Annotated in this window: 16 protein-coding genes, 1 pseudogene and 1 riboswitch; of the genes and pseudogenes, 7 read left to right on the forward strand and 10 right to left on the reverse strand. The window is 76.6% G+C overall.

Features of this window, described 5'->3' with window-relative positions:
* Positions 1-492 precede the first annotated feature (492 nt).
* Positions 493-1,221, forward strand: a complete 729-nt coding sequence (locus tag GC089_RS17600; protein WP_230685285.1) for a CPBP family intramembrane glutamic endopeptidase — start codon at positions 493-495, stop codon at positions 1,219-1,221.
* A 3-nt stretch (positions 1,222-1,224) separates the two neighbouring features.
* Here GC089_RS17600 and GC089_RS17605 read toward each other — a convergent pair whose 3' ends face one another.
* Together GC089_RS17605 and GC089_RS17610 are read right to left on the reverse strand one after the other, a co-directional pair.
* Complete coding sequence (locus GC089_RS17605; RefSeq protein ID WP_155378719.1) at positions 1,225-1,806, reverse strand: HdeD family acid-resistance protein; 582 nt, start codon at positions 1,804-1,806, stop codon at positions 1,225-1,227.
* 204 nt (positions 1,807-2,010) lie between these two features.
* Complete coding sequence (locus GC089_RS17610) at positions 2,011-2,244, reverse strand: hypothetical protein (protein WP_155378720.1); 234 nt, start codon at positions 2,242-2,244, stop codon at positions 2,011-2,013.
* A 149-nt stretch (positions 2,245-2,393) separates the two neighbouring features.
* Here GC089_RS17610 and GC089_RS17615 point away from each other — a divergent pair, with 149 nt between their 5' ends.
* Entirely contained in the window at positions 2,394-5,018 is a 2,625-nt protein-coding gene (locus tag GC089_RS17615; protein WP_155378721.1) for a lysylphosphatidylglycerol synthase transmembrane domain-containing protein, read from the forward strand.
* Positions 5,019-5,199: 181 nt separating this feature from the next.
* Here the strand turns inward: GC089_RS17615 and GC089_RS17620 are convergent, their stop codons facing one another.
* The 6 genes and pseudogenes from GC089_RS17620 to GC089_RS17645 form a co-directional block, all read right to left on the reverse strand.
* Entirely contained in the window at positions 5,200-5,352 is a 153-nt protein-coding gene (locus tag GC089_RS17620) for a hypothetical protein (protein WP_155378722.1), read from the reverse strand.
* 15 nt (positions 5,353-5,367) lie between these two features.
* Positions 5,368-5,442: riboswitch (cyclic di-GMP riboswitch) on the reverse strand.
* Positions 5,443-5,622: 180 nt separating this feature from the next.
* Positions 5,623-5,795: pseudogene (locus GC089_RS17625) on the reverse strand (CsbD family protein).
* 132 nt (positions 5,796-5,927) lie between these two features.
* Complete coding sequence (locus GC089_RS17630; protein WP_230684933.1) at positions 5,928-6,539, reverse strand: 1-acyl-sn-glycerol-3-phosphate acyltransferase; 612 nt, start codon at positions 6,537-6,539, stop codon at positions 5,928-5,930.
* Positions 6,536-8,869 (reverse strand): SpoIIE family protein phosphatase, encoded by a 2,334-nt coding sequence (locus GC089_RS17635; RefSeq protein WP_155378723.1) that lies wholly within the window; start codon positions 8,867-8,869, stop codon positions 6,536-6,538. The genes GC089_RS17630 and GC089_RS17635 overlap by 4 nt, the downstream gene beginning before the upstream one ends.
* A gap of 94 nt (positions 8,870-8,963) precedes the next feature.
* Positions 8,964-9,944, reverse strand: coding sequence for an aldo/keto reductase (locus tag GC089_RS17640; RefSeq protein ID WP_155378724.1), 981 nt, complete (start codon positions 9,942-9,944; stop codon positions 8,964-8,966).
* A 75-nt stretch (positions 9,945-10,019) separates the two neighbouring features.
* Positions 10,020-12,032 (reverse strand): penicillin-binding transpeptidase domain-containing protein, encoded by a 2,013-nt coding sequence (locus GC089_RS17645; RefSeq protein ID WP_230684934.1) that lies wholly within the window; start codon positions 12,030-12,032, stop codon positions 10,020-10,022.
* 250 nt (positions 12,033-12,282) lie between these two features.
* On the opposite strand from GC089_RS17645, the gene GC089_RS17650 reads away from it, so the two are divergent.
* Positions 12,283-12,960 (forward strand): GNAT family N-acetyltransferase, encoded by a 678-nt coding sequence (locus GC089_RS17650; RefSeq protein ID WP_155378725.1) that lies wholly within the window; start codon positions 12,283-12,285, stop codon positions 12,958-12,960.
* 47 nt (positions 12,961-13,007) lie between these two features.
* Here the strand turns inward: GC089_RS17650 and GC089_RS17655 are convergent, their stop codons facing one another.
* Positions 13,008-13,856, reverse strand: coding sequence for an LLM class flavin-dependent oxidoreductase (locus tag GC089_RS17655; protein WP_155378726.1), 849 nt, complete (start codon positions 13,854-13,856; stop codon positions 13,008-13,010).
* Between the two features lie 211 nt (positions 13,857-14,067).
* Between GC089_RS17655 and GC089_RS17660 the strand changes: the two genes are divergently transcribed.
* The 3 genes from GC089_RS17660 to aroD all read left to right on the forward strand — a co-directional run bounded on the left by GC089_RS17660 (position 14,068) and on the right by aroD (position 17,141).
* On the forward strand, positions 14,068-15,537 hold the full coding sequence (locus GC089_RS17660) for an NAD(P)/FAD-dependent oxidoreductase (protein ID WP_230684935.1): 1,470 nt from the start codon (positions 14,068-14,070) through the stop codon (positions 15,535-15,537).
* 148 nt (positions 15,538-15,685) lie between these two features.
* Positions 15,686-16,258 (forward strand): anti-sigma regulatory factor, encoded by a 573-nt coding sequence (locus GC089_RS17665; protein ID WP_230684936.1) that lies wholly within the window; start codon positions 15,686-15,688, stop codon positions 16,256-16,258.
* A 52-nt stretch (positions 16,259-16,310) separates the two neighbouring features.
* A complete protein-coding gene (gene aroD / locus GC089_RS17670; RefSeq protein WP_155378728.1) occupies positions 16,311-17,141 on the forward strand; it encodes a type I 3-dehydroquinate dehydratase in 831 nt (276 codons plus the stop codon).
* Between the two features lie 34 nt (positions 17,142-17,175).
* On the opposite strand, the gene GC089_RS17675 is transcribed toward aroD, so the two are convergent.
* On the reverse strand, positions 17,176-18,285 hold the full coding sequence (locus tag GC089_RS17675) for an AI-2E family transporter (protein ID WP_155378729.1): 1,110 nt from the start codon (positions 18,283-18,285) through the stop codon (positions 17,176-17,178).
* A gap of 291 nt (positions 18,286-18,576) precedes the next feature.
* Between GC089_RS17675 and GC089_RS17680 the strand changes: the two genes are divergently transcribed.
* On the forward strand, positions 18,577-19,218 hold the full coding sequence (locus GC089_RS17680; RefSeq protein WP_230684937.1) for a LysE family transporter: 642 nt from the start codon (positions 18,577-18,579) through the stop codon (positions 19,216-19,218).
* Positions 19,219-19,225: the final 7 nt, after the last annotated feature.

The following is a 19,225-nucleotide window of genomic DNA, read 5'->3' on the forward strand; positions in this document are numbered from 1 at the left end:
CGTCGTCGCCAAGCACTTTGCGTTGCAAACCACTTTGCCTGCCCCGGACACGCTCGGTCAACCTCCCCGGACCCGTTCACCCGCCCGAACCACGCCGAACCCGTGATCGTGCAGCGTCCGGGCCACGGATCGGTGCCCGATCACGGGGTCGCCTTCCCGCTCGAGCAGCGGCGACGGTGGGCGGGAGCCCCGGGCGGGCCGCCCGGTCGGCGGGGACACGCGCACGGCCCGCCCGGACGGGCGGTCGCGGGTCACGGGGCGCCGTAGCCTGCGGGCGTGGACGAGCGCGCGCAGGTGGAGCCCGGCGGGCAGGTGGGACCGGGCGGGCAGGTGGAGCCGGGCGGGCAGGTGGAGCCGGGCGGGCAGGACGAGGCGGCACCCGTCGCGACGCCGCAGCCGCGGCACCCCGCCCGACCCCGCCGGCCCGCCGGACGTCCCGCAGGCGCACCCGCGCCCGGCGAGCGCGCCGTCCGGCGCCGGCTCGGGACGGAGATCTGGATCGTCCTCGGCCTCTCGCTCGGCCGGTCGGCCGTCTACGCCGTGGTCGACATCGTGGCGCGGATGACCGAGGGCACCCCGCTGGCCGAGCAGACGACGACGCTCAACCCCAGCCGCTCGCCGCGCCCGTACCTCGACCTCACCTACCAGCTGCTGTCCATCGGGTTCGCGCTGCTGCCCGTCGCGCTCGCGCTGTACCTGCTCTCGGCGCACGGCCGCTCCGCCGTGCGCCGGATCGGCCTCGACGGCAGCCGGCCCGGCCGGGACCTCGGGGTGGGCCTGGGCCTCGCCGCCGTGATCGGGATCCCGGGGCTCGGCCTGTACGTCGCGGGACGCGCGCTCGGGATCACGGTCGAGGTGCAGGCGGCGGCGCTCAACGCGGCCTGGTGGACCGTGCCCGTGCTCGTGCTGGCCGCGCTGCAGAACGCGCTGCTGGAGGAGGTCGTCGCGGTCGGCTACCTCATGGAGCGGCTGCGCGACCTGCGGTGGGGCGCGCCGGCGGTCGTCGTGGCGAGCGCGCTGCTGCGCGGCTCGTACCACCTGTACCAGGGGTGGGGGCCGTTCGTCGGGAACGTCGTGATGGGCCTCGTCTTCGCCGAGTACTACCGCCGACGACGGCGCGTCATGCCGCTCGTGGTGGCGCACACCGCGCTCGACGTCGTCGCGTTCGTCGGCTACGCCCTGCTGCCGGACGCGTGGCTGGAGTCGCTCGGCGTCCGCTGAGCCTCAGCGGGCCGACGCACGGCCGAGGTCCCGGACGGCCGCCCGGACCGCGAACCCGCCGACCACCGCGAGCGCCCCCGCGACGAACGCGAACAGCCCGAGCAGCACCGCGAACACGCCGATCGTGTCCTGCGGGCGCGCGACGAGCAGCAGCGCGAACAGCGTGCTCACCAGCCCGGACGCGAGCATCCAGAACCAGCCGGGGTCGCGCGTGCGCGAGAGGGTCGCGGCGCCGATGATCCAGATGACCCCGAGCAGCAGCAGCCACGCGGCGAGCAGGAAGAACAGCACCCGCACCGTGGGCCCGGGCCAGACGATGACGACGGCCCCGAGTGCGACGCCCGCCAGCCCTTGCGCGAGCCACCACGCCCAGCCCGGCACGCCCCGGTTGGCCAGCCCCTGGACGACCGCCACCACGCCGTCGACGACGGCGAACACGCCGAACAGCCACACGATCGCCGCGAGCGTCGGCTCGGGCTGCGCCATGAGCAGCAGACCGAGGACGAGCAGCACCACCCCGCGCAGGACGGGCAGCCACCACAGGCTGCGCAGCGTGCGCGTCACCGCACCGACGTCGTCGACCATGGCGGCCTCCCGCGAGGGCCGGGCGGACCGGCGTCCGCCGCGACGGCTCCCCTGCCCGGCACGCTAGCGCCGCCCCGCGCGTCGCACCCGGCGAGAGCCCCGCGCTCCGCGAGAGCGACGCGTCGGCGGGAGCCCCGCGTCCGGCGCGAGCCACCCGGCAGGCACGAGCTCCGCCACCCGCGTGCCGGACGCCGCGACCGGCGGTCAGGCGCGGCCGAACCGCCCGCCGTACTTGCGGTGCACGGCCTGCTTGCTCACGCCGAGCATCGCCGCGATGGCGACCCACGGCACGCCGGCCGTCCGCGCCCGGCGCACGGCGACCGCCTCCCGGCGCTCGACCTCCCGGCGCAGGCGCGAGAGCGCCAGCAGCGCACCCAGCGGGTCGTCGTCCTCGGCGCCACGCACGAGAGCCGCCATGTCGGTCTCCTCCTCGGTCACGTCCCGCTCCTCGGTCGATCGTCAACACATGTTGACGTGCAGGACGACGGAAGTCAACATCTGTTGACTCCGTGGGTGGAGGCGCCCCGGTCGCAGATGCACCGCGAGGCGGACGATGCCCGCGGCGGCCCCTCTCTAGACTCGCCAGCATGTCCCGACCGCCGACGTCCGCGCCGTACGGCGCCGTCGGCTCCCCGCAGGACCCCGGGCCCGGCACGCAGCACGACGCGCCCGCCGGGGGCACGGCTGCGCCCGGTGGCGGCCCGGGTCACGGCGGGACGACCCCGGCCACGGGCGAGGTCCGGGCCGTCCGTCCGCCGGTCGACGTCGTCGACGTGCCGGCGGCCCGGGTGCACCACCCCAGCGACCTGCTGGGCGTCGTGCTCTTCTCGGTGCTCGCGGTGCTCGTCGTGGTCATGGCGACGTACGCGCAGAACACCACGACGGGCGTCGCCGAGGACGTCCAGGGCTTCGCCACCCTCCTGCGGCGCATCCTGTTCGTGCCGGTGTCGTTCCTCGAGGGGGTCACCACCGTCCTCGTGCCGATCGCGGTGCTCACCGAGCTCGCGGTGCGCCGGCTCGGACGCCAGCTCATCGAGGGGCTCGCCGCCGCCGCGTCCGCGATCGCCGTCACGGCCGCGCTGCACTGGGCGTTCGTGACCTTCGGCTCGGACCACGTGGTCGCGGGCCTGTCGGTGCGGCTCTCCGGGGAGTGGCAGCTCACGCTGCCCGGGTACGTCGCGATGCTCGCCGCGCTGCTCACGGTGAGCGGCCCGCGCAGCCGCCGGCGCAGCGTGGCGTGGTCGTGGAACCTGCTCTGGGTCACGATCGGCGTCGTCCTCATCACGGCGGGCGTCTCGCTGCCCGGCGTCGCGCTCGCGCTGCTGGTCGGGCGGGTCGCGGGACTGACCATGCGGTACGCGTTCGGCGTCACGCCCGAGCGCGCGTACGGTCCCGCGCTCGTCGGCGCGGTCCGCCGCGCCGGCTTCTCCCCCACGGCCGTCCTGCGCGTGCCCGACGCGGTGCTGCAGGCCGAGCGCGACCCCGCGGTCGTCGAGGCCGTGGCCGCCCTGCCCCCGGCGACCCCGGCCCAGTGCGCGCTCGCCCGCTCCTCCGGCGACCGCCTGTACACGCTCGTCACGGACGACGGCCGGCGTCTGGACCTGCTCGCCTTCGACGGCGACCGGCAGGTCGTCGGCATGCTGACGCGGCTGTGGCGCAGCCTGCGCCTGCGCGGCATCGAGGGCCGGTCGGCCATCTCCCTGCGCCAGGCGACGGAGCGGGCGGCGCTGCTCGCCTACGCGGCGGAGGCGGCGGGCGTGCGGGTGCCGCGGCTGCTGCGCATCGCCGAGGCCGAGGACTCGATGTTCCTCGTCCAGGAGCGCCCGGGCGACGCGGTGCCGCTGTCGGACCTCGAGCCCGAGGACGTCGACGACGACGTGCTGCACGCGATCTGGGCGCAGCTCGCGCTCGCGCACCGCGGCGGCCTCGCGCACCGGGCGCTCACGTCCGACGTGATCCTCCTCGAGCGCACCCCCGACGGCCCGCGCGTCTGGCTCGACGCCTGGGGCCAGGGCGACGTCGCCTCGTCCGAGCTCGCGCGCCGGCTCGACACCACGCAGCTCGTCGCGCTCCTGGCGCTGCGCGTCGGCGCCCGCCGCGCCGTGGAGTCCGCCGCCGCGGTCCTGCCCGAGGCGGACATCGAGGCCATCGGGCCGCTGCTGCAGACCGTGACGCTCCCGCGCCGCACGCGCGAGGAGATGCGGGCGCACCGCGAGGTGCTCGCCGACCTGCGCTCGGCGCTCGTCGCCCGGCTGCCCGAGGCCGACGTGCAGCCCGAGCAGCTCGTCCGGTTCGGCGCGCGCACGATCTTCACGATCCTCATCACGGTCGTCGCCGTCTTCGTCGTCCTCGGGGCCGTCAACGTCGCCGAGATCGGCGAGGTGCTGGGCCGGAGCGACTGGCGCTTCAGCATCCTCGCCTTCGCGCTCGGGCTGCTGACGCTGCTCGGCGCCGCGCTCACGTTCGTCGCGTTCTCGCCGGTCCGCCTCTCGGTGTGGCGGGCGACGCTGGTGCAGACGGCGGCCACGTTCGTCGCGCTCGCCGCACCCGCCGGCATCGGGCCCGCCGCGCTCAACCTGCGGATGCTGACCCGGCGCGGCGTCTCGGGCTCGCTCGCTGCGGCGACGGTCGCGCTCGTGCAGGTCAGCCAGTTCATCACCACGCTGCTCGTGCTGCTGGTGCTCACCGTCACCTCGGGCGTCAGCTCGCCGTCGACGCTGTCGGTCTCGCCCGCGATGCTCGTCGCCCTCGCGGTCGTCGCGGCGGCCGTGGGCGTCGCCCTGCTGTTCCCGGGCGTGCGCGCGTGGGCGCAGCGCACGGTCGGGCCGACGGTGCGCCAGACGCTGCCGCGGCTCATCGAGGTGGTGGGGCAGCCGTGGCGGCTGGCCCTCGCGGTCGGCGGCAACGTGCTCATGACGATGGGCTACGTGCTCGCGTTCGAAGCGGCGCTGGCGGCGCTCGGCCAGGAGGTCGGGCTCGTGCAGACCGCGCTCGTGTACCTCACGGGCAACACCGCGGGATCGGTGGTGCCGACCCCCGGCGGCCTCGGCACGGTCGACCTCGCGCTGAGCGTGGGCCTGACGACGATCGCCGGCGTCAACGCCGGTGTCGCCACCACCGTCGCCCTGCTGTTCCGCCTGCTCACGTTCTGGCTGCGCATCCCGCTGGGGTGGGCGGCGATGCGCTACCTGTCACGGCAGGGTGAGCTCTGACGGCGTCCCCGGCGGGACCGCGTGGCGGGACCACACGGCGCCGACGCGCCCCGGGCGCACACCCCCGGACACGCCACCGCGCAGGTCGCGGGCCGGCGGTCCTCCGGTCCGCGCCTGCGCGGCGCGTGTGCGGCCTGGGCCGCGTGGACGCCGGCCGAGGCCGGCGTCAGGGTCGCAACTTTCAGGCTGCCATCCGGTCCCGCTGGGCCGGCAGCGTCGCCACGACCTGGAGGCGGCGGGCGGTCGCGGCCCAGGAGGCGACGCGGGCGTCGGGGGTGACCGGGTTCAGGTTGCGCGCCTCGAAGGGCTCCGCGGCAGATCCACGCTGGTCCATGATGACCTCTCATCGTTCGGTAGCCCGGCTGACCGCGTGGGTCCCGTGGCTTTGCGTCCCCTCCTTGCGGAGGGTTTGCCGTTTCGCTGACAAGTCCGACATTAGCCCGTTCTCATGGAACGGGGAAGTGATTCAGGTCACTTGACCAGGACGCAGGCCCAATTCACCCGAACGGCCGGGCCCGCCGCGCGACCCCTCGCCGGCCGGGCAGCACGACGCCCCCGCACCGTCGGACGGTGCGGGGGCGTGCGTCGCGTCGGTCCGCGCGCGTCAGCCGCGGAAGGCGTCCTTGACGTTCTCGCCCGCCTGCTTGAGGTTCGCCTTCGACTGGTCGGCGTGGCCCTCGCGCTCGAGGCGCTCGTCGTCGGTCGCCCTGCCGGCGCCCTCCTTGGCCTTCCCCCGAGCTTCTCGGCGGCGTTCTCGATCTTGTCGTCCAGGCCCATCGCAGCCTCCTCCTCGATCGGTCCCCTCGACCGTAGGACGGGACGCGGGCACCCGCATCCGGAGCCGACCGGGTAGCGGACCCGGGAGCCGGCCCGGCCCGCAGTGGCCGGGTCGGTCCGCCGCCGCGCCGGTCAGCGGGCCACGGGCCCCGTGTCGTCGGTGCCCTCGTCCCGCAGCCGCGGCTCGGTGCGACGCGACGGCACCACCCCCGCCTTGTCCGCGTAGAACGCGCGGATGACGTCCATGTCGGCACGGACGTCACCGGTGAGCCGCAGCGTGGGGCCGAGGCCCGTCGTCATCGTCGTGCGGTCGACGTAGCCGAGCGTCACCGGCAGGTCCGTCGCGCGGGCGATGCGGTAGAAGCCGGACTTCCAGCCCGCACCCGACCGCGTGCCCTCGGGCGTCACCACGAGGTAGAACCGCTCACCCGCACGGATGCGGCCCACCACCTCGTCCACCAGGCCCGCGGGGTCGCGCCGGTCCACGGGGATGCCGCCGAGGGCACGCATGAGCGGACCGGCGGGACCGGCGAACAGCGTGTGCTTGCCCAGCCAGCGGATCGTCAGGCCGGCCTCCCACGCGATCGCGAGCATCAGCACGAAGTCCCAGTTGGACGTGTGCGGGGCGCCGATCAGCACACCGGCCCCGTCCCGCGGGACGCGCTCCGTCCGCAGGCGCCAGCGGCTCAGCCGCCAGAAGGCCCGCGCGAGCGCCGCCCGCACGCCGGGCGCGTCCCGGCTCACGCGGCGCCCGCCACGACCGCCGGGGCGTGCGCCGGCTCCGGCTCGCGCGCCAGCACGAGCAGGGTGAGGTCGTCCGTCGAGTCGTCGTCGCGGCACGCCGCCACCACGTCGTCGATGTCGACCGGTCCGCCGCTGCGACCGGCGTCGAACGCGCCGACGAGCCGCTCGATGCCGGCCGACAGCGAGGTCGAGCGCGAGTCCACCAGCCCGTCGCTGTAGAGCACGAGGGCGCCGCCGGCGTCCACCTGCACGCGCGTCGCGCGCGGCGCCCCGGAGCCCACGCCCACCGGCCGGTCGACCGCGACCTCCGCGAGCGCGGCACGGCCCAAGCCGTCCACGAGCAGCGGCTGCGGGTGCCCGGCACCCGCCACGACCGCCTCCCCCGTCGCCGGGTCCACGACCGCGACGACCAGGGTCGCGAGGTCGTCCGGCATCGTGCGGCGGGCCAGCGCGTCCAGGTCCGCGAGCGCCTCGGGCACCTCCTGCCCGCGCAGCACGTACGCGCGCAGGGCGTTGCGCAGCTGGCCCATCGCCGCCGCCGCGCCCACGCCGTGGCCGGCCACGTCGCCGACGACCACGGCGATGCGACCGTCGGGCAGCTCGAGCGCGTCGTACCAGTCGCCGCCCACGCGGCCGCCCGCGGACGGCTCGTACCGCGCGTGCAGCGTCCAGCCCGGCGGCCGCGGCAGGCGCTGCGGCAGGAGGGACTGCTGCAGCGTGCGCGCCGCCGCCATCTGCCACCGGTTGCGCAGCAGCAGCACCTCCAGCAGGCGGGTCCGCAGGTCCGCCACGGCACGCACGTGCGCGTCCGCCCACGGCTCGCTGCGCCCGCGCACCACCTCGCGCCACCGCTCGAAGGACAGCCGCGGGCTGAGCCGGACCCTGCCGTCCTCCTCACGGGCGATCTTCGCGTTGTGCGGGTCGCCGCCCCAGTACACGTCGCGGACGACCTCGTGCCGGAGCCAGACGACGCACTGGTCGTCGGGCAGGTGCACGGCCAGCACGCCGGCGACCCCGGGCAGGGTCGCCGCGAGCGCAGGCTCCTCGTCCGCCAGCGCCGTCACGGCGGTGACCGGGTCCGGACGGCGTGCCGCCCAGTCGAGCAGCGGCCCCACGTCCGCCGGCACCTCCCCGGCCGTCGTCACGAGGCCGTCGGCACGCACCACGGCCCCCCGTGCCGGCACGAGCGCGAGCACGCCCGGGTCGGCGACGAGGGCGTCCGCGAGCGCACGGTCGGCGTCGCGCGCGGTGTGCAGGATGCGCGCGACCACCGACTGCGCCGCGAGCTCGGTCTCCAGCTCGCGCTCCTCGGCCCGCGCGACCAGCCGCAGGGACAGCGTCGACCCCAGGAACTCGGCGGCGGCCCGGGCGCCGTAGGACGGCATGAGCGGGCCGCTGTAGTGGTGGCACGCGACGAGGCCCCAGAGCCTGCCGTCCCGCAGCAGCGAGATCGACATCGACGCCTGCACGCCCATGTTCCCCAGGTACTCGACGTGCACCGGGGAGACGCTGCGCAGCACGGCGTGCGTCATGTCCAGCGGCTCGCCGGTCGCGGGGTCGAACGGCGGCTCGACCGGCGACGGCGTGTACCCGACGTCCGCGATCAGCCGCACCCAGTTGGTCTCGTACAGCTGGCGGGCCTGCGGGGGGATGTCCGAGGCGGGGTAGTGCAGCCCGAGGAACGAGTTGAGGTCGTCCCGCTTGGCCTCGGCGACGACCTCGCCGTTGTACTCGGGGTCGAACCGGTAGACCATCACGCGGTCGAACCCCGTCAGGGCCCGGACCTCGCGGGCCGCGACGTCGTACAGCTCCTCGAGCGTGCGCGCGCGGTTGAGCTCCTCGATCGCGCCGCGCACCGCCTGGTACGTGTTCGGGAACGAGAACGGGCGCGGCCCGTACGCGGGCTCGAGCTCCACGACGAGCAGCGTCCCGTCGCCGACCGCCACGCGGTGCAGCACCGCGTCCATCCGCACGGGCCCCTCGACGCCGAGCACGTCCACACCCACGGGGTTGCGCGCACGCAGGTCGCCGAACGTGCGCACGTGCTGACGCACCGCGTCCACCGCGTCGGCGCCCAGGACCGACCCCAGGTCGGCACCGACCACGTCCTCGGGAGCGCGTCCCACGAGCTGCTCGACGTTGCGCGACACGTGCCGCACCTCGAGCCCCGGCTCCGTGACGGCCAGCAGCACGCCGTGCGGCTGCACCGACCCGGGGATGCGGATCGGCTCCGCTGCGCACGCGTCGAGGTCGAGGGGCACGGAGACGTCGAGGGGCACGGAGGCCGGGGAGCCGGGGGCGTGCGGCGTCGCACTGGCCTCGTCCGTCATGCGGCTCCGTCCTGGCTCGGTGCCCGTGCGGGTCGGACCCGGGCACCACACACGCTAATCGATGCCCGGGGCACCCGAGGCGCCTCCGCCCGGCTCAGCTCTCGAACGGGGCGTCGAGCCACGTCGCGGACGGCGGGAGGAGGGTCTCCAGCTCCTCGAACAGCGCGTCCGGGAGCGGCGCGGCGGCCGCGGCCAGCGTCTGCGCCACGCGCTCCGGGCGTGACATCCCGACGATCGTCGACGCGAAGCGCTCGTCCCGCAGGGAGAACTGCAGCGCCGCCGTGCCGATGTCCGTGCCGTGCTCCGCGCACACGCGCCGCATCGCGTCGGCCGCGGCGAGCACGGGCTCGGGCGCCGGCCGGTACCCGTAGGTCGTGGGGCCGTCCGGTCCCTGGTGCGCGAGGATGCCGCCGCCGTACACGGCGGCGTTGAGGATCCCCATGCCCCGCGCCTGCGCCTCCTCGAGCAGCGGGCCCGCGCTGCGGTCGAGCAGCGTCCAGCGGTTGTGCACGAGCAGCACGTCGAACACGCCGAGCGCGAGGTACCGGGCGATCTCCTGCACGCGGCCGCCCGCGAGCCCGATCGTCCCGACCGCGCCGGACTCGCGCAGCTCGACGAGCGCCTCGACCGCGCCGCCGGGCGCCGTGAGGTCGTCGAACTCGTGGAACTCCGGGTCGTGCAGGTGCACGAGGGGCAGGTGGTCCATGCCCAGGCGCGCCCGCGACTCCTCGACCGAGCGGCGCACGCGCTCGCCCGAGTAGTCGGAGCCCTCGGGGTCCACCTTCGTCGCGACCACGACGTCCGCGGGCACGCCGCCCGCGGCGGTCAGCGCCGCGCCGATGCGCCGCTCGCTCTCCCCGCCCGAGTACCCGTTCGAGGTGTCGATGAACCGGATGTCGCTGTGCAGCGCCGCGCGCACGGTGTCGATGCCGCGCTCGGGCGAGACGTCCACGCCGAACAGCTCCGGCATGCTCCCCAGCGGACCACCGCCGAGCGCCACCGCGCTCACGGTGAGCCCGGTGCCGGGCAGGGGTCGCATCCACCCCGCCCCGCCGGGCACGTGCGCTGCCGTCATGGGTCCTCCCTCGCTGTGCGGACGTGGCGGGGTCCGCGTCGACGCCGCGCCGCGGGTCGGGTCGCGGGCCGGTGCTCAGCCGGCCAGGAAGGACCGCAGCAGCGGACCCGCCGTCGTCGAACCGTAGTCCCCCTCGGCCACGAACACCGCGACGGCGAGGTCGCCCTGCACGGCGATCATCCACGCGTGGTTGCGCAGGTCGGCGTCGGTGCCGAACTGCGCGGTGCCCGTCTTGGCGAGGACCGGCTCGCCCGGCACGTCCGCGAGGAGCGTGGCACCGCCCTCGGTGACGACCGCCCGCATCATGTCGCGCAGCGCGGCCGCCTCGTCCGCCGTGAGCGGCGTCGCCGGGCCGGCGGGGGCGCTCGTGGCGGACGCGTCGTCGCCCGCGTCCGCGCCCTCGTCGTCGCCGGCGGCCGCGTCGTCGCCCGGCACGGGGTCGACGACGAGCCGCGGGACCACACCGTGACCCGCGGCCACCGACGCCGCGACCGTGGCCATGCCGAGCGGGGAGGCGAGCACCTGCCCCTGGCCGATGACGGAGGCCGCGTGCCCCGTGCCCGACGCCTCGTCCGGCACCGCGCCCAGGAAGGCCGGGAACCCGAGGTCCGCCGCGGGGTCGAGGCCGAGCGCGCGCGCGGCGTCGCCCAGCGCGCCCTGGTCGGCCAGGTCGCGCGCGCCGATGAACGCGGTGTTGCACGAGTGCGCGAACGCGGTGCGGAACGGCACGTCGCCCTGCGCGGAGGCCGGGTAGCCCGGGAAGTTGCGGAACGTGCGCCCATCGACGTCGATCGTCGGCGGGCACGAGACGCCGGACGTGGGCGTGAGGCCGCCGCGCAGGTACGCGAGCGCGCTGACCACCTTGAACGTCGACCCGGGCGCGTACTGCCCCAGCGTCGCGGTGGACACGCCCTCGCCGCCGGCGCCGCTCGCGGCCGCCAGCACGTCCCCGGTGGAGGGCCGGATCGCCACGATCGCCGAGGCGGGCGCCACGGAGGCGAGCACGGACTCGGCGCGCTCCTGCAGCGTGAGGTCGAGCGTGAGGCGCAGCGGCGTGCCCGGCACCGGCTCGGTGCGGAACAGCTCGCGCACGGCGGCGCCCTCCGCCTCCGCGGCGGGCACGGCACGCACGACGACGCCCGGCGTCCCCCGCAGGTGGGCGTCGTACTGACGCTGCAGCCCCGAGAGCCCGGTCAGGTCGCCCGCGACGACGGCACCCTCGGACGCCTCGACGATCTCCGCGGTGGCCTGGCCCACGGTGCCGAGGATCGGGCGGGCGAACGAGCGCGTCGGTGCGAGCGGCAGGCGGTCCGGCACGGCGACGACGCCGGGCAGCGCCCGCAGCGCCTCCTTGTCGACCGACGTTTCCTCGACGCGCAGGGTGATGGCCTCCACGAACGCCTTCTCGCCGGCGGCCGCGACGCGCTGGGCGTACCCCTCCGGGTCGATCTGCAGGGCCGCGGCCAGGGCGCGCGCCGCGGCGTCGAGCTGCTCGACGGGCAGCCGGGTCTTGTCGATGCCGAACCGCTCGACGTCGCGCGGCTGGACCAGCACCGCGTCGCCCGCGCCGATCACGTCACCACGCGGGGCGGCCGTGCGCTCGACCTGCAGCACCTCGGTGTCGGTGAGGTCCGGCGCCAGCAGCGCGGACGACCACGCCACGCGCCAGGCGTCCTCGTCGTCGCGGGACAGCCGCGCCTGCGCCGTCCACGTCCAGTCCTCGTCGGTCGTGGGCAGGTCCCACGTGACCTCGAGCGGTGCGGTGGCGCTCTCCTCGTCGTCGGCGAGCACGACCTCCCCGACCTCGACGGTCGCCGCGGCGGCCTCGCCCAGCCCTGCGACGACCTCGGTGCGCCGGGCGGCGACCTGCTCGGCGGAGGGCGCCGACGCGTCGAAGGGCACGTCGCCGAAGTCGCCGGTCTCGAGCCCGACGGCCAGCGCCGCCGCGGCGGGCCGCGGGTCGGGCCGGTCCGGCGTGCACGCCGTCGCGGCGGACGTCGCGACCACCGCGCACGCGAGGGCCCACGCCGTGCGTCGCAGACCCGCCGTGCGTCGCAGACCCGCCCGGGTCGTCCTGGCAGCCGTCACGTCCTACCTCCTCGTCCTGCCGGCGCACGCCCGCTCGCGCCCGCGGGTGGGCGGGCGGGGCGGGGCCACCGAGGGGCTCGCGGTCCCACCGCCGTCGTCGGCCGGTGCGCACGGGCCCGACAGAGCCTGGCACCGGGATCCCCGACGTCGTGGGAGGTCGGGGTGATCTTCACCGCACCTCCTCACGCGCGCGGAAGTGACTTCGCCCCTTCGGTTGCACCTGGACGCGAGTCCAGGTGACGATGCGCTCATGGACGCAGGGGGGACGCCGGGAGGCCCGGCACGTCGAGAGCCACCGCCGGACGTCGTCGAGCTGCTCCAGCCCGGTGACCGGACGGCGGCGGCGGCCGTCCTGGCCGCGGCCCTCGCCGACGACCCCGGCTACACGCACCTGTTCCCGGTGGCGTCCCGGCGCGAGCGCGAGCTGCGCGAGGTGTACCGGATGACCCTCGCCGACGGCATGCGGTACGGGCGCGTGCTCGTGACGAAGCTCGGTACCGAGGTCACCGGCGTGCTCGCGCTCTACCCGCCCGCCGCGTACCCCATGTCCCTGCGGCGCTGGCTGCGCCAGGCCGGACGGCTCGCCCGCATCGCGCTGTTCACGCGCGAGCACAGCGGCGGCATCATCCGGTTCGGGGAGCTCACCTCCCAGGGCGTCCCCGCCGACTGCTGGTACGTCGAGGCCTTCGGCGTCCGGCCCGACCTGCAGCGCGCGGGGCGCGGGTCGCTCCTGCTGCGCCGGTTCCTCGACGAGGTCGACCGCGCCGCCGTGCCGTCCTACCTCGAGACGACCAACCCCGACAACGTCGGGTACTACCACCACCGCGGGTACACCGACGTGCACGAGCCGGTCGCCCTCGCCCCGGACGGGCCGTTCATCTACCCGATGACGCGGCCCGCGGCCCGCACGGCGGACGCCCCGGGCTGACCCGGGCCGGGACCGCGGCCGTCGGCCGGCCGCGGTGCGCACGCCGGTCACGAGGACGGCGGGCCCTGCCGCAGGCGCGCCAGCAGCGCGTCCGGCGTCGCCGTCGCCGGGTCCCACCGCGAGTCGACGAACCACGTCGCACCGGCCCCGGCGAGCTCCTGCACGCGGTCCCGCGCGGCGACGGGGTCGTCGGGCAGCACGCCCTGGACGACCACGTCGAACGGCCCCGCGTCGGGTGCGCGGTGCGCCCGGACCCACCCGACGACGGCCTCGACGTCGGCCGCGGTCATCTCCTGCTCCGGCGGGGCACCGCGCAGCTGCGGGACCACGCCGTCCCAGCGGACGGCGCGGCCCATCGAGCGCTCGCTCGGGAACGCCGCCACCGGCCACACGGGCACGTGCGTGCGCCCGTCGGCACGCGGCAGCGGACGCGGGTCGAACCGCATGCCGTCCACGTGCAGGTGCGTGCCCTCGTGGTGCACGGGACCGCCGGCGAACGCCTGCGCGAGCACCGCGAGGTCGTCGTCGAGCAGCTCGGCGCGCTCGCGCAGCGTGCGGCGCTCGGCCGGCACCGCGGCGACCGCGCCGTCCTCCGCGACGCCCAGCCCCACCGGCAGCACGAGCCGCCCGCCGGACAGGTGGTCCACCGTCACCGCCTGCTTCGCCACGACCCACGGCCGGCGCCGGGGCAGCGCGAGGACCATCGCACCCAGCGTGATGCGGCCTGTGCGCACCGCGGCGGCGGCCATGAGCGCCCACGGGTCCCAGGACGGCATGCCGGCGATGTCGACGCCGTCCCACGTGAACCAGCCGTCCCACCCGTGCTGCTCGGCCACCTCCGCCATCTCGACGACCTGCTGCGCCGTCCCGAAGCTCGCCACGAAACCGATCCGCACCGCGCACCCCCGTCCGCGTCCGTGTCCGCGCGTGTCCGCACACGTGCCCTCACCCGTGCCCTCACCCCTGGACGGCCCCGGCGCCGCCCACGGCGGGACGCTACGCCGCCCCACCGACACCGCTCCCGCGCCGGACGCGTCCACCCCGGCCTACGCTGGCCGGGACGTCCACGCGCCGCCCGGCGTGCCGCCGGCCCAGGAAGGAGCCCTCGTGCCCACCGACGTCGTCGTGGTCGGCTCCGGCCCCAACGGCCTCGCCGCGGCGGTGACGTGCGCACGCGCGGGGCTCGAGGTCGTCGTCCTCGAGGCGCAGCCGACCGTCGGGGGCGGGTCCCGCACGCTCGACCTCGGGCTGGCGGACGGCCTGGTGCACGACATCTGCTCGGCTGTGCACCCCATGGCGTGGGCCTCGCCGTTCCTGCAGGAGTTCGACCTCGGCGCACGCGGCGTCGACCTGATCACCCCCGAGGTGTCCTACGCGCAGCCGCTGGACGACGGCGAGGCGGGCATCGCGTACCGCGACCTCGCGCGCACGGTCGAGGCGCTGGGGCCGGACGGCCCGGCGTGGCGGTCGCTGCTGGGGCCGCTCGCCGCGCGGCCCGACGTGCTCGTCGGCCTCGCGCTGGGCGACAAGCGCAGCATCCCGCCGCACCTGCTGCCCGGCGGGGTGCCGACGGCCCTGCGGTACGCGCTCGGCCTGGTCGAGCAGGGCACACCCCTGTGGAACCGCCGGTTCCGCGGGCACGTCGCGCCCGCCCTCCTCGCCGGCGTCATGTCCCACGCCATCCACCCGCTGCCGGCGCTGCCGGCGGCCGGTGCCGGCCTGCTGCTCGCCGCGCTCGCGCACGCGGGCAGCGGGTGGCCGCTGCCGCGCGGCGGGTCGCAGGCGATCGTCGGGGCGCTGCGCGCCGACCTCGAGGCGCACGGCGGGACCGTCCGCCCGGACCACCGCGTCACGTCCGCGGGCGACCTGCCGCACGCGCGCTGCGTGCTGTTCGACACCGCGCCGCACACCCTCGTCCGGGTGCTCGGCGACCGCCTGCCGGCACGCACGCGGCGGGCCCTCGAGCGGTTCCGGTTCGGCGACGGCGCGGCCAAGGTCGACTTCGTGCTGTCCGGGCCCGTGCCGTGGGCGCACCCGGAGGTCGGGCGCGCCGGCACGGTGCACCTGGGCGGCTCGCAGCAGCAGGTCGCCGAGGCCGAGGCGCACGTGGCGGCCGGCCGGCACGCGCCGCGTCCTACGGTGCTGCTCAGCGACCCGGCCGTCGTCGACCCCGGCCGGGAGGTCGGCGGCCTGCGACCGCTGTGGACGTACGCACACGTGCCGGCGGGCTCGGACGTCGACGTCACCGAGGCCGTCACGGCGCAGGTCGAGCGGTTCGCGCCGGGGTTCCGCGACCTCGTCGTCGCGTCGCGCTGCATCCCGGCGGCGCGCATGGTGGAGCACGACGAGAACTACGTGGGCGGCGACATCTCCGCCGGCGCGCTCGACCTCGTGCAGGTCGTGGCGCGGCCGACCGCCTCGCTCGACCCCTACCGCATGGCGGAGGGCGTGTACCTGTGCTCGGCGTCGACGCCCCCCGGGCCGGGCGTGCACGGGCTCGGTGGGTGGTACGCCGCGCGGCGCGCGCTGCGCCAGGTGTTCGACGTGCGGCACCCCCCGCGGGTCGGACCAGCGTGACCTGCACCGCTGGACGGGGGTCCAGATTCGCCCGCGGCCACGCCGGGGCTTCGGTGGTGCGAAACGGCCTCTGCCCCTACCGTCGTCCCGTGGGTCGCGCGGGTGGGTGCGCGGCCGGCGGTCCGGAGGCGGGGAGGGAGCGGTGCGCGTGAGCGACGACCCGTACGCCGTGCCCCCCGTGACAGCCCCCGCGGACGCCGTCCACGCGGCCCCCGGTGCGGGCGTCGAGCCGCCCGCCGCACTGCCGGGCGAGGTCACCGCACCCGCACCGGTCGACGGCGAGGAGCTGCCCGCCTCCCACCCGTCGTCGTCGTTCGTCGCACTGCGCCGCTGGGTGCTCGACAGCGCGGCCCAGCTGCGCACGCTGCGCGGGGACCTGCGCGAGCAGATCGCCGCCGCGTCGTCGTCGGCGGTCGGCCCGCTCGGGGACGTGCCGGAGAAGGTCGTCCTCGTGGCGTCCGAGCTCGCGACCAACGCGCTCGCGCACGGGCGGCCGCCCACGCAGGTGCGCCTGGCCCAGGACGGCACGACGTTCCTGCTCGAGGTCTCCGACGCCGCCGTCGACCGGCACCCGTTCGTCGCCGGCAGCCGCGCCCCGGGTGACGGCGGGTTCGGCCTGCAGATCGCGCGGCGCCTGTCCCTCGACGTCGGCTGGTACGCCGACTCCGGCGGCAAGCACGTGTGGGCCACCTTCTGCCCCTCGGAGCCCGGCGGCGTGTGACCCCCGGCGGACGCCGCCGCGCCTCTCGCGGGGCGTGTCCCACACTGTGCGCATGACGGGCGGCATGACGGGCGACGGCGCGACCCCCTCCACCGGCCCGGCCGGGGACCCCTCCGGCGTGCGCACGCTCACGCTGCGCGGGACGACCCTCGGGCGCGGCGTCCCCGCGGTGTGCGTGCCGCTCGTCGCGGCGACCCCGCAGGCCGCGGCGCAGGACGCGCGCACGCTGCCGCCCGGCGCGGCCGACGTCGTCGAGGTCCGGCTGGACCACGTGCGCGGCAGCGCCCAGGATCCCGGGCTCGTCACGGCGACGCTCGACGCCGTGCGCGCCGTGCTGCCCGCTCACGTGCCGGTGCTCGCGACGTTCCGCTCCGCGCGCGAGGGCGGTGCGCAGCCCGCCGACGACGCGGCGTACGCGGCGGTCGTGCGGGCCGCGCTCGCGTCGGGGACCGCCGACGCCGTCGACGTCGAGCTGGCGACGCCCGCCGCCGTGCGCGACGACCTGCTCGCCGCCGCGCGGGAGCAGGGGGTCCCGGTCGTCGTCTCGACGCACGACTTCGCCGGCACCCCGGACGCCGACGCGCTGGTCGACGTGCTGCGCCGGCAGCGGGACGTGGGCGCGGACGTGTGCAAGGTCGCGGTCATGCCGCACGACGCGGACGACGTGCTGACCCTGCTGCGCGCCACGCGGGCGTTCGCGCGGGAGGCGGACCGGCCCGTCGTCGCGATCGCGATGGGCGGGCTCGGCGTCGTCACGCGGATCGCCGGCGAGGTGTTCGGGTCCGCGCTGACGTTCGGCGCGGTGGGCGCGACCAGCGCGCCCGGTCAGGTCGACGCGCTGCGGCTGCGCGAGGTCCTGGCGCTCGTGCACGACGCCCTCTGAGGCCACCGGCCCGCGCGGGGACGCGCCGCGCGGCTCACTGCACGCCGTCGGCGTGCCGCTGCTCGACCTCGCGCGCGGCGGCGCGCGTGCGCTCGGCGTTCGTCCCGTCCGGTTCCGGGGCCGGCGTCTCCCCCGGGTCGTGCAGCATGTGCGACTGCACGAGCTCGTGCCGCTGCACGTACGTGTTCGCCACGGCCTGGATGGTGGCCGCGACGGGCAGCGCGAGGAACGCGCCGAGCGCCCCGAACACCGCGCCGAACGCGAGCACCACCACGAACGACACGGCCGCGTTCATCTCCAGCGCACGCGCGGACACCTTCGGCGCGAGCCACAGGTTCTCCACCTGCTGGTAGCCGATGACGAACGCCAGCACGCCGAGCGCCTGCGGCACCCCCTGCGAGGTCAGCGCGACGACCACGGGCAGCGCACCGCCGATGTACGTGCCGATCGTCGGGACGAACTGCGACACGACGCCGGTGAACAGCGCGAGCGGCAGCGAGTACGGCGTGCCGAGGATCGCGAGGAACGCGAACGTCGCCACCGTGGCGATCGCCGCGAGGACGATGCGCGTGTTGATGAAGTCCGCGACCTTGACCTGCGTGATCTCCCACAGCCGCAGGACCTCCTGCTGGCGGTTCGGCGTCAGCCAGCGGCAGATGGACGCCCGGAACCGCGGGCCGGCCGCGAGCAGGTAGTACGTGACCAGCAGGATCGTCAGCGCCGCGAAGACGCCGCCCAGGATGGTCGTGCCGACCAGCAGCGCGCCGCTCGCGAGGTCGCCGCCCCACGCCTCGGTCGCCTGCCGCAGCAGCTCGTCCGTCTCGGGGACCTCGACGCCGAACCGCTCGCCCGCCATGGTGCGGGCGTCCGCGTAGAGCTGCGGCACGTTCTCGACCAGCTGCACGAGCTGCTGGACGAACAGGTTCCCGAACAGCGCCAGCACGACGACGACCAGGACGAGCCCGCCGATCAGCGCGACCGCCGCCGCCGCGCCCCGCCTCCACCCGTGCCGCACGAGCCACACGACGATCGGCTCGAGCGCGAGCGCGAGGAAGAACGCGATGAGCAGGTTGACGAACAGCCCGCCGAGGGCGCCGAGGGCGTTCCACGCGAAGATGCCGACGAACACCGCGACGACCGCCATCGCCAGCGCCTTGCCCCACCACCGCGGGGCCGGCGGGCGTCGTGCTGCATCGCGCGGGTCCCCTCGTCCCCGGGACGCTCGGGCGCACCGAGCACCGGCTCCGGCGTCGTGGACGCGGTCGGCGCGGGGGCGGGGTGTCGGTGCTGCTCACGGGCGTCCTCCCGGTCGGGCGGCGCCTCCTGCCGGGAGGCTCGGCCACACCCTAGGGCCGACGCGCTGGCGGGGCGCACGTCCCTCGCCGTACGAGGGACGGGGACGGATCTCCGGTGCGCGGCGGGCCGGGGAGGGGCCATGCTCGCGCCCGTGGACGGTCTGGGTGCGGCGGTGGGGTCGGGCGTGCTGGCGGGGTTCGGCATCGCGGTGCCCGTGGGAGCGGTGGGGGCGCTGATCGTGCTGCTCGGCGCGCGGCACGGGTGGCGGACCGGGTGCGCGGCGGGGCTGGGCGCGGCCGTCGTCGACGGCGTCTACGCCACCGTGGCGGTGGTCGCCGGCGCCGCGCTCGCCCCGGTGCTCGTGCGCGCCGCCGAGCCGGTGCGGTGGGTCTCGGCGGCGGTGCTCCTGGTCGTCGCGCTCCTGCTGCTGCGCACGTCCGCGCGCACGGCGGACGTGGACCCGCGCGACGACGCCGCCACGACGCGTCCGGGTCGCGCGTTCCTGCTGGTCCTCGCCGCGACGGTCGTCAACCCGACGACGGTCGTCTACTTCGTGGCGCTCACGACGGGCGCCGCCACGACGACGCTGACGACGGGCACGCAGCGGACGGCGTTCGTGCTCGGCGCGCTCGTCGCGTCGGCCGCGTGGCAGCTGCTGCTCGGCACGGCCGGCGCCTGGGCGGGGCGCGCCCTCACCGGCGAGCGCGGTCGACGGTGGACGGCACGGGTCGGCGCGCTGGTCGTCCTCGCGCTCGCGGTCCGCACGGCCCTGGGCGCCTGACGGACGC

This window comes from Cellulomonas sp. JZ18 (genome assembly GCF_009720485.1).
GTDB lineage: Bacteria > Actinomycetota > Actinomycetes > Actinomycetales > Cellulomonadaceae > Cellulomonas.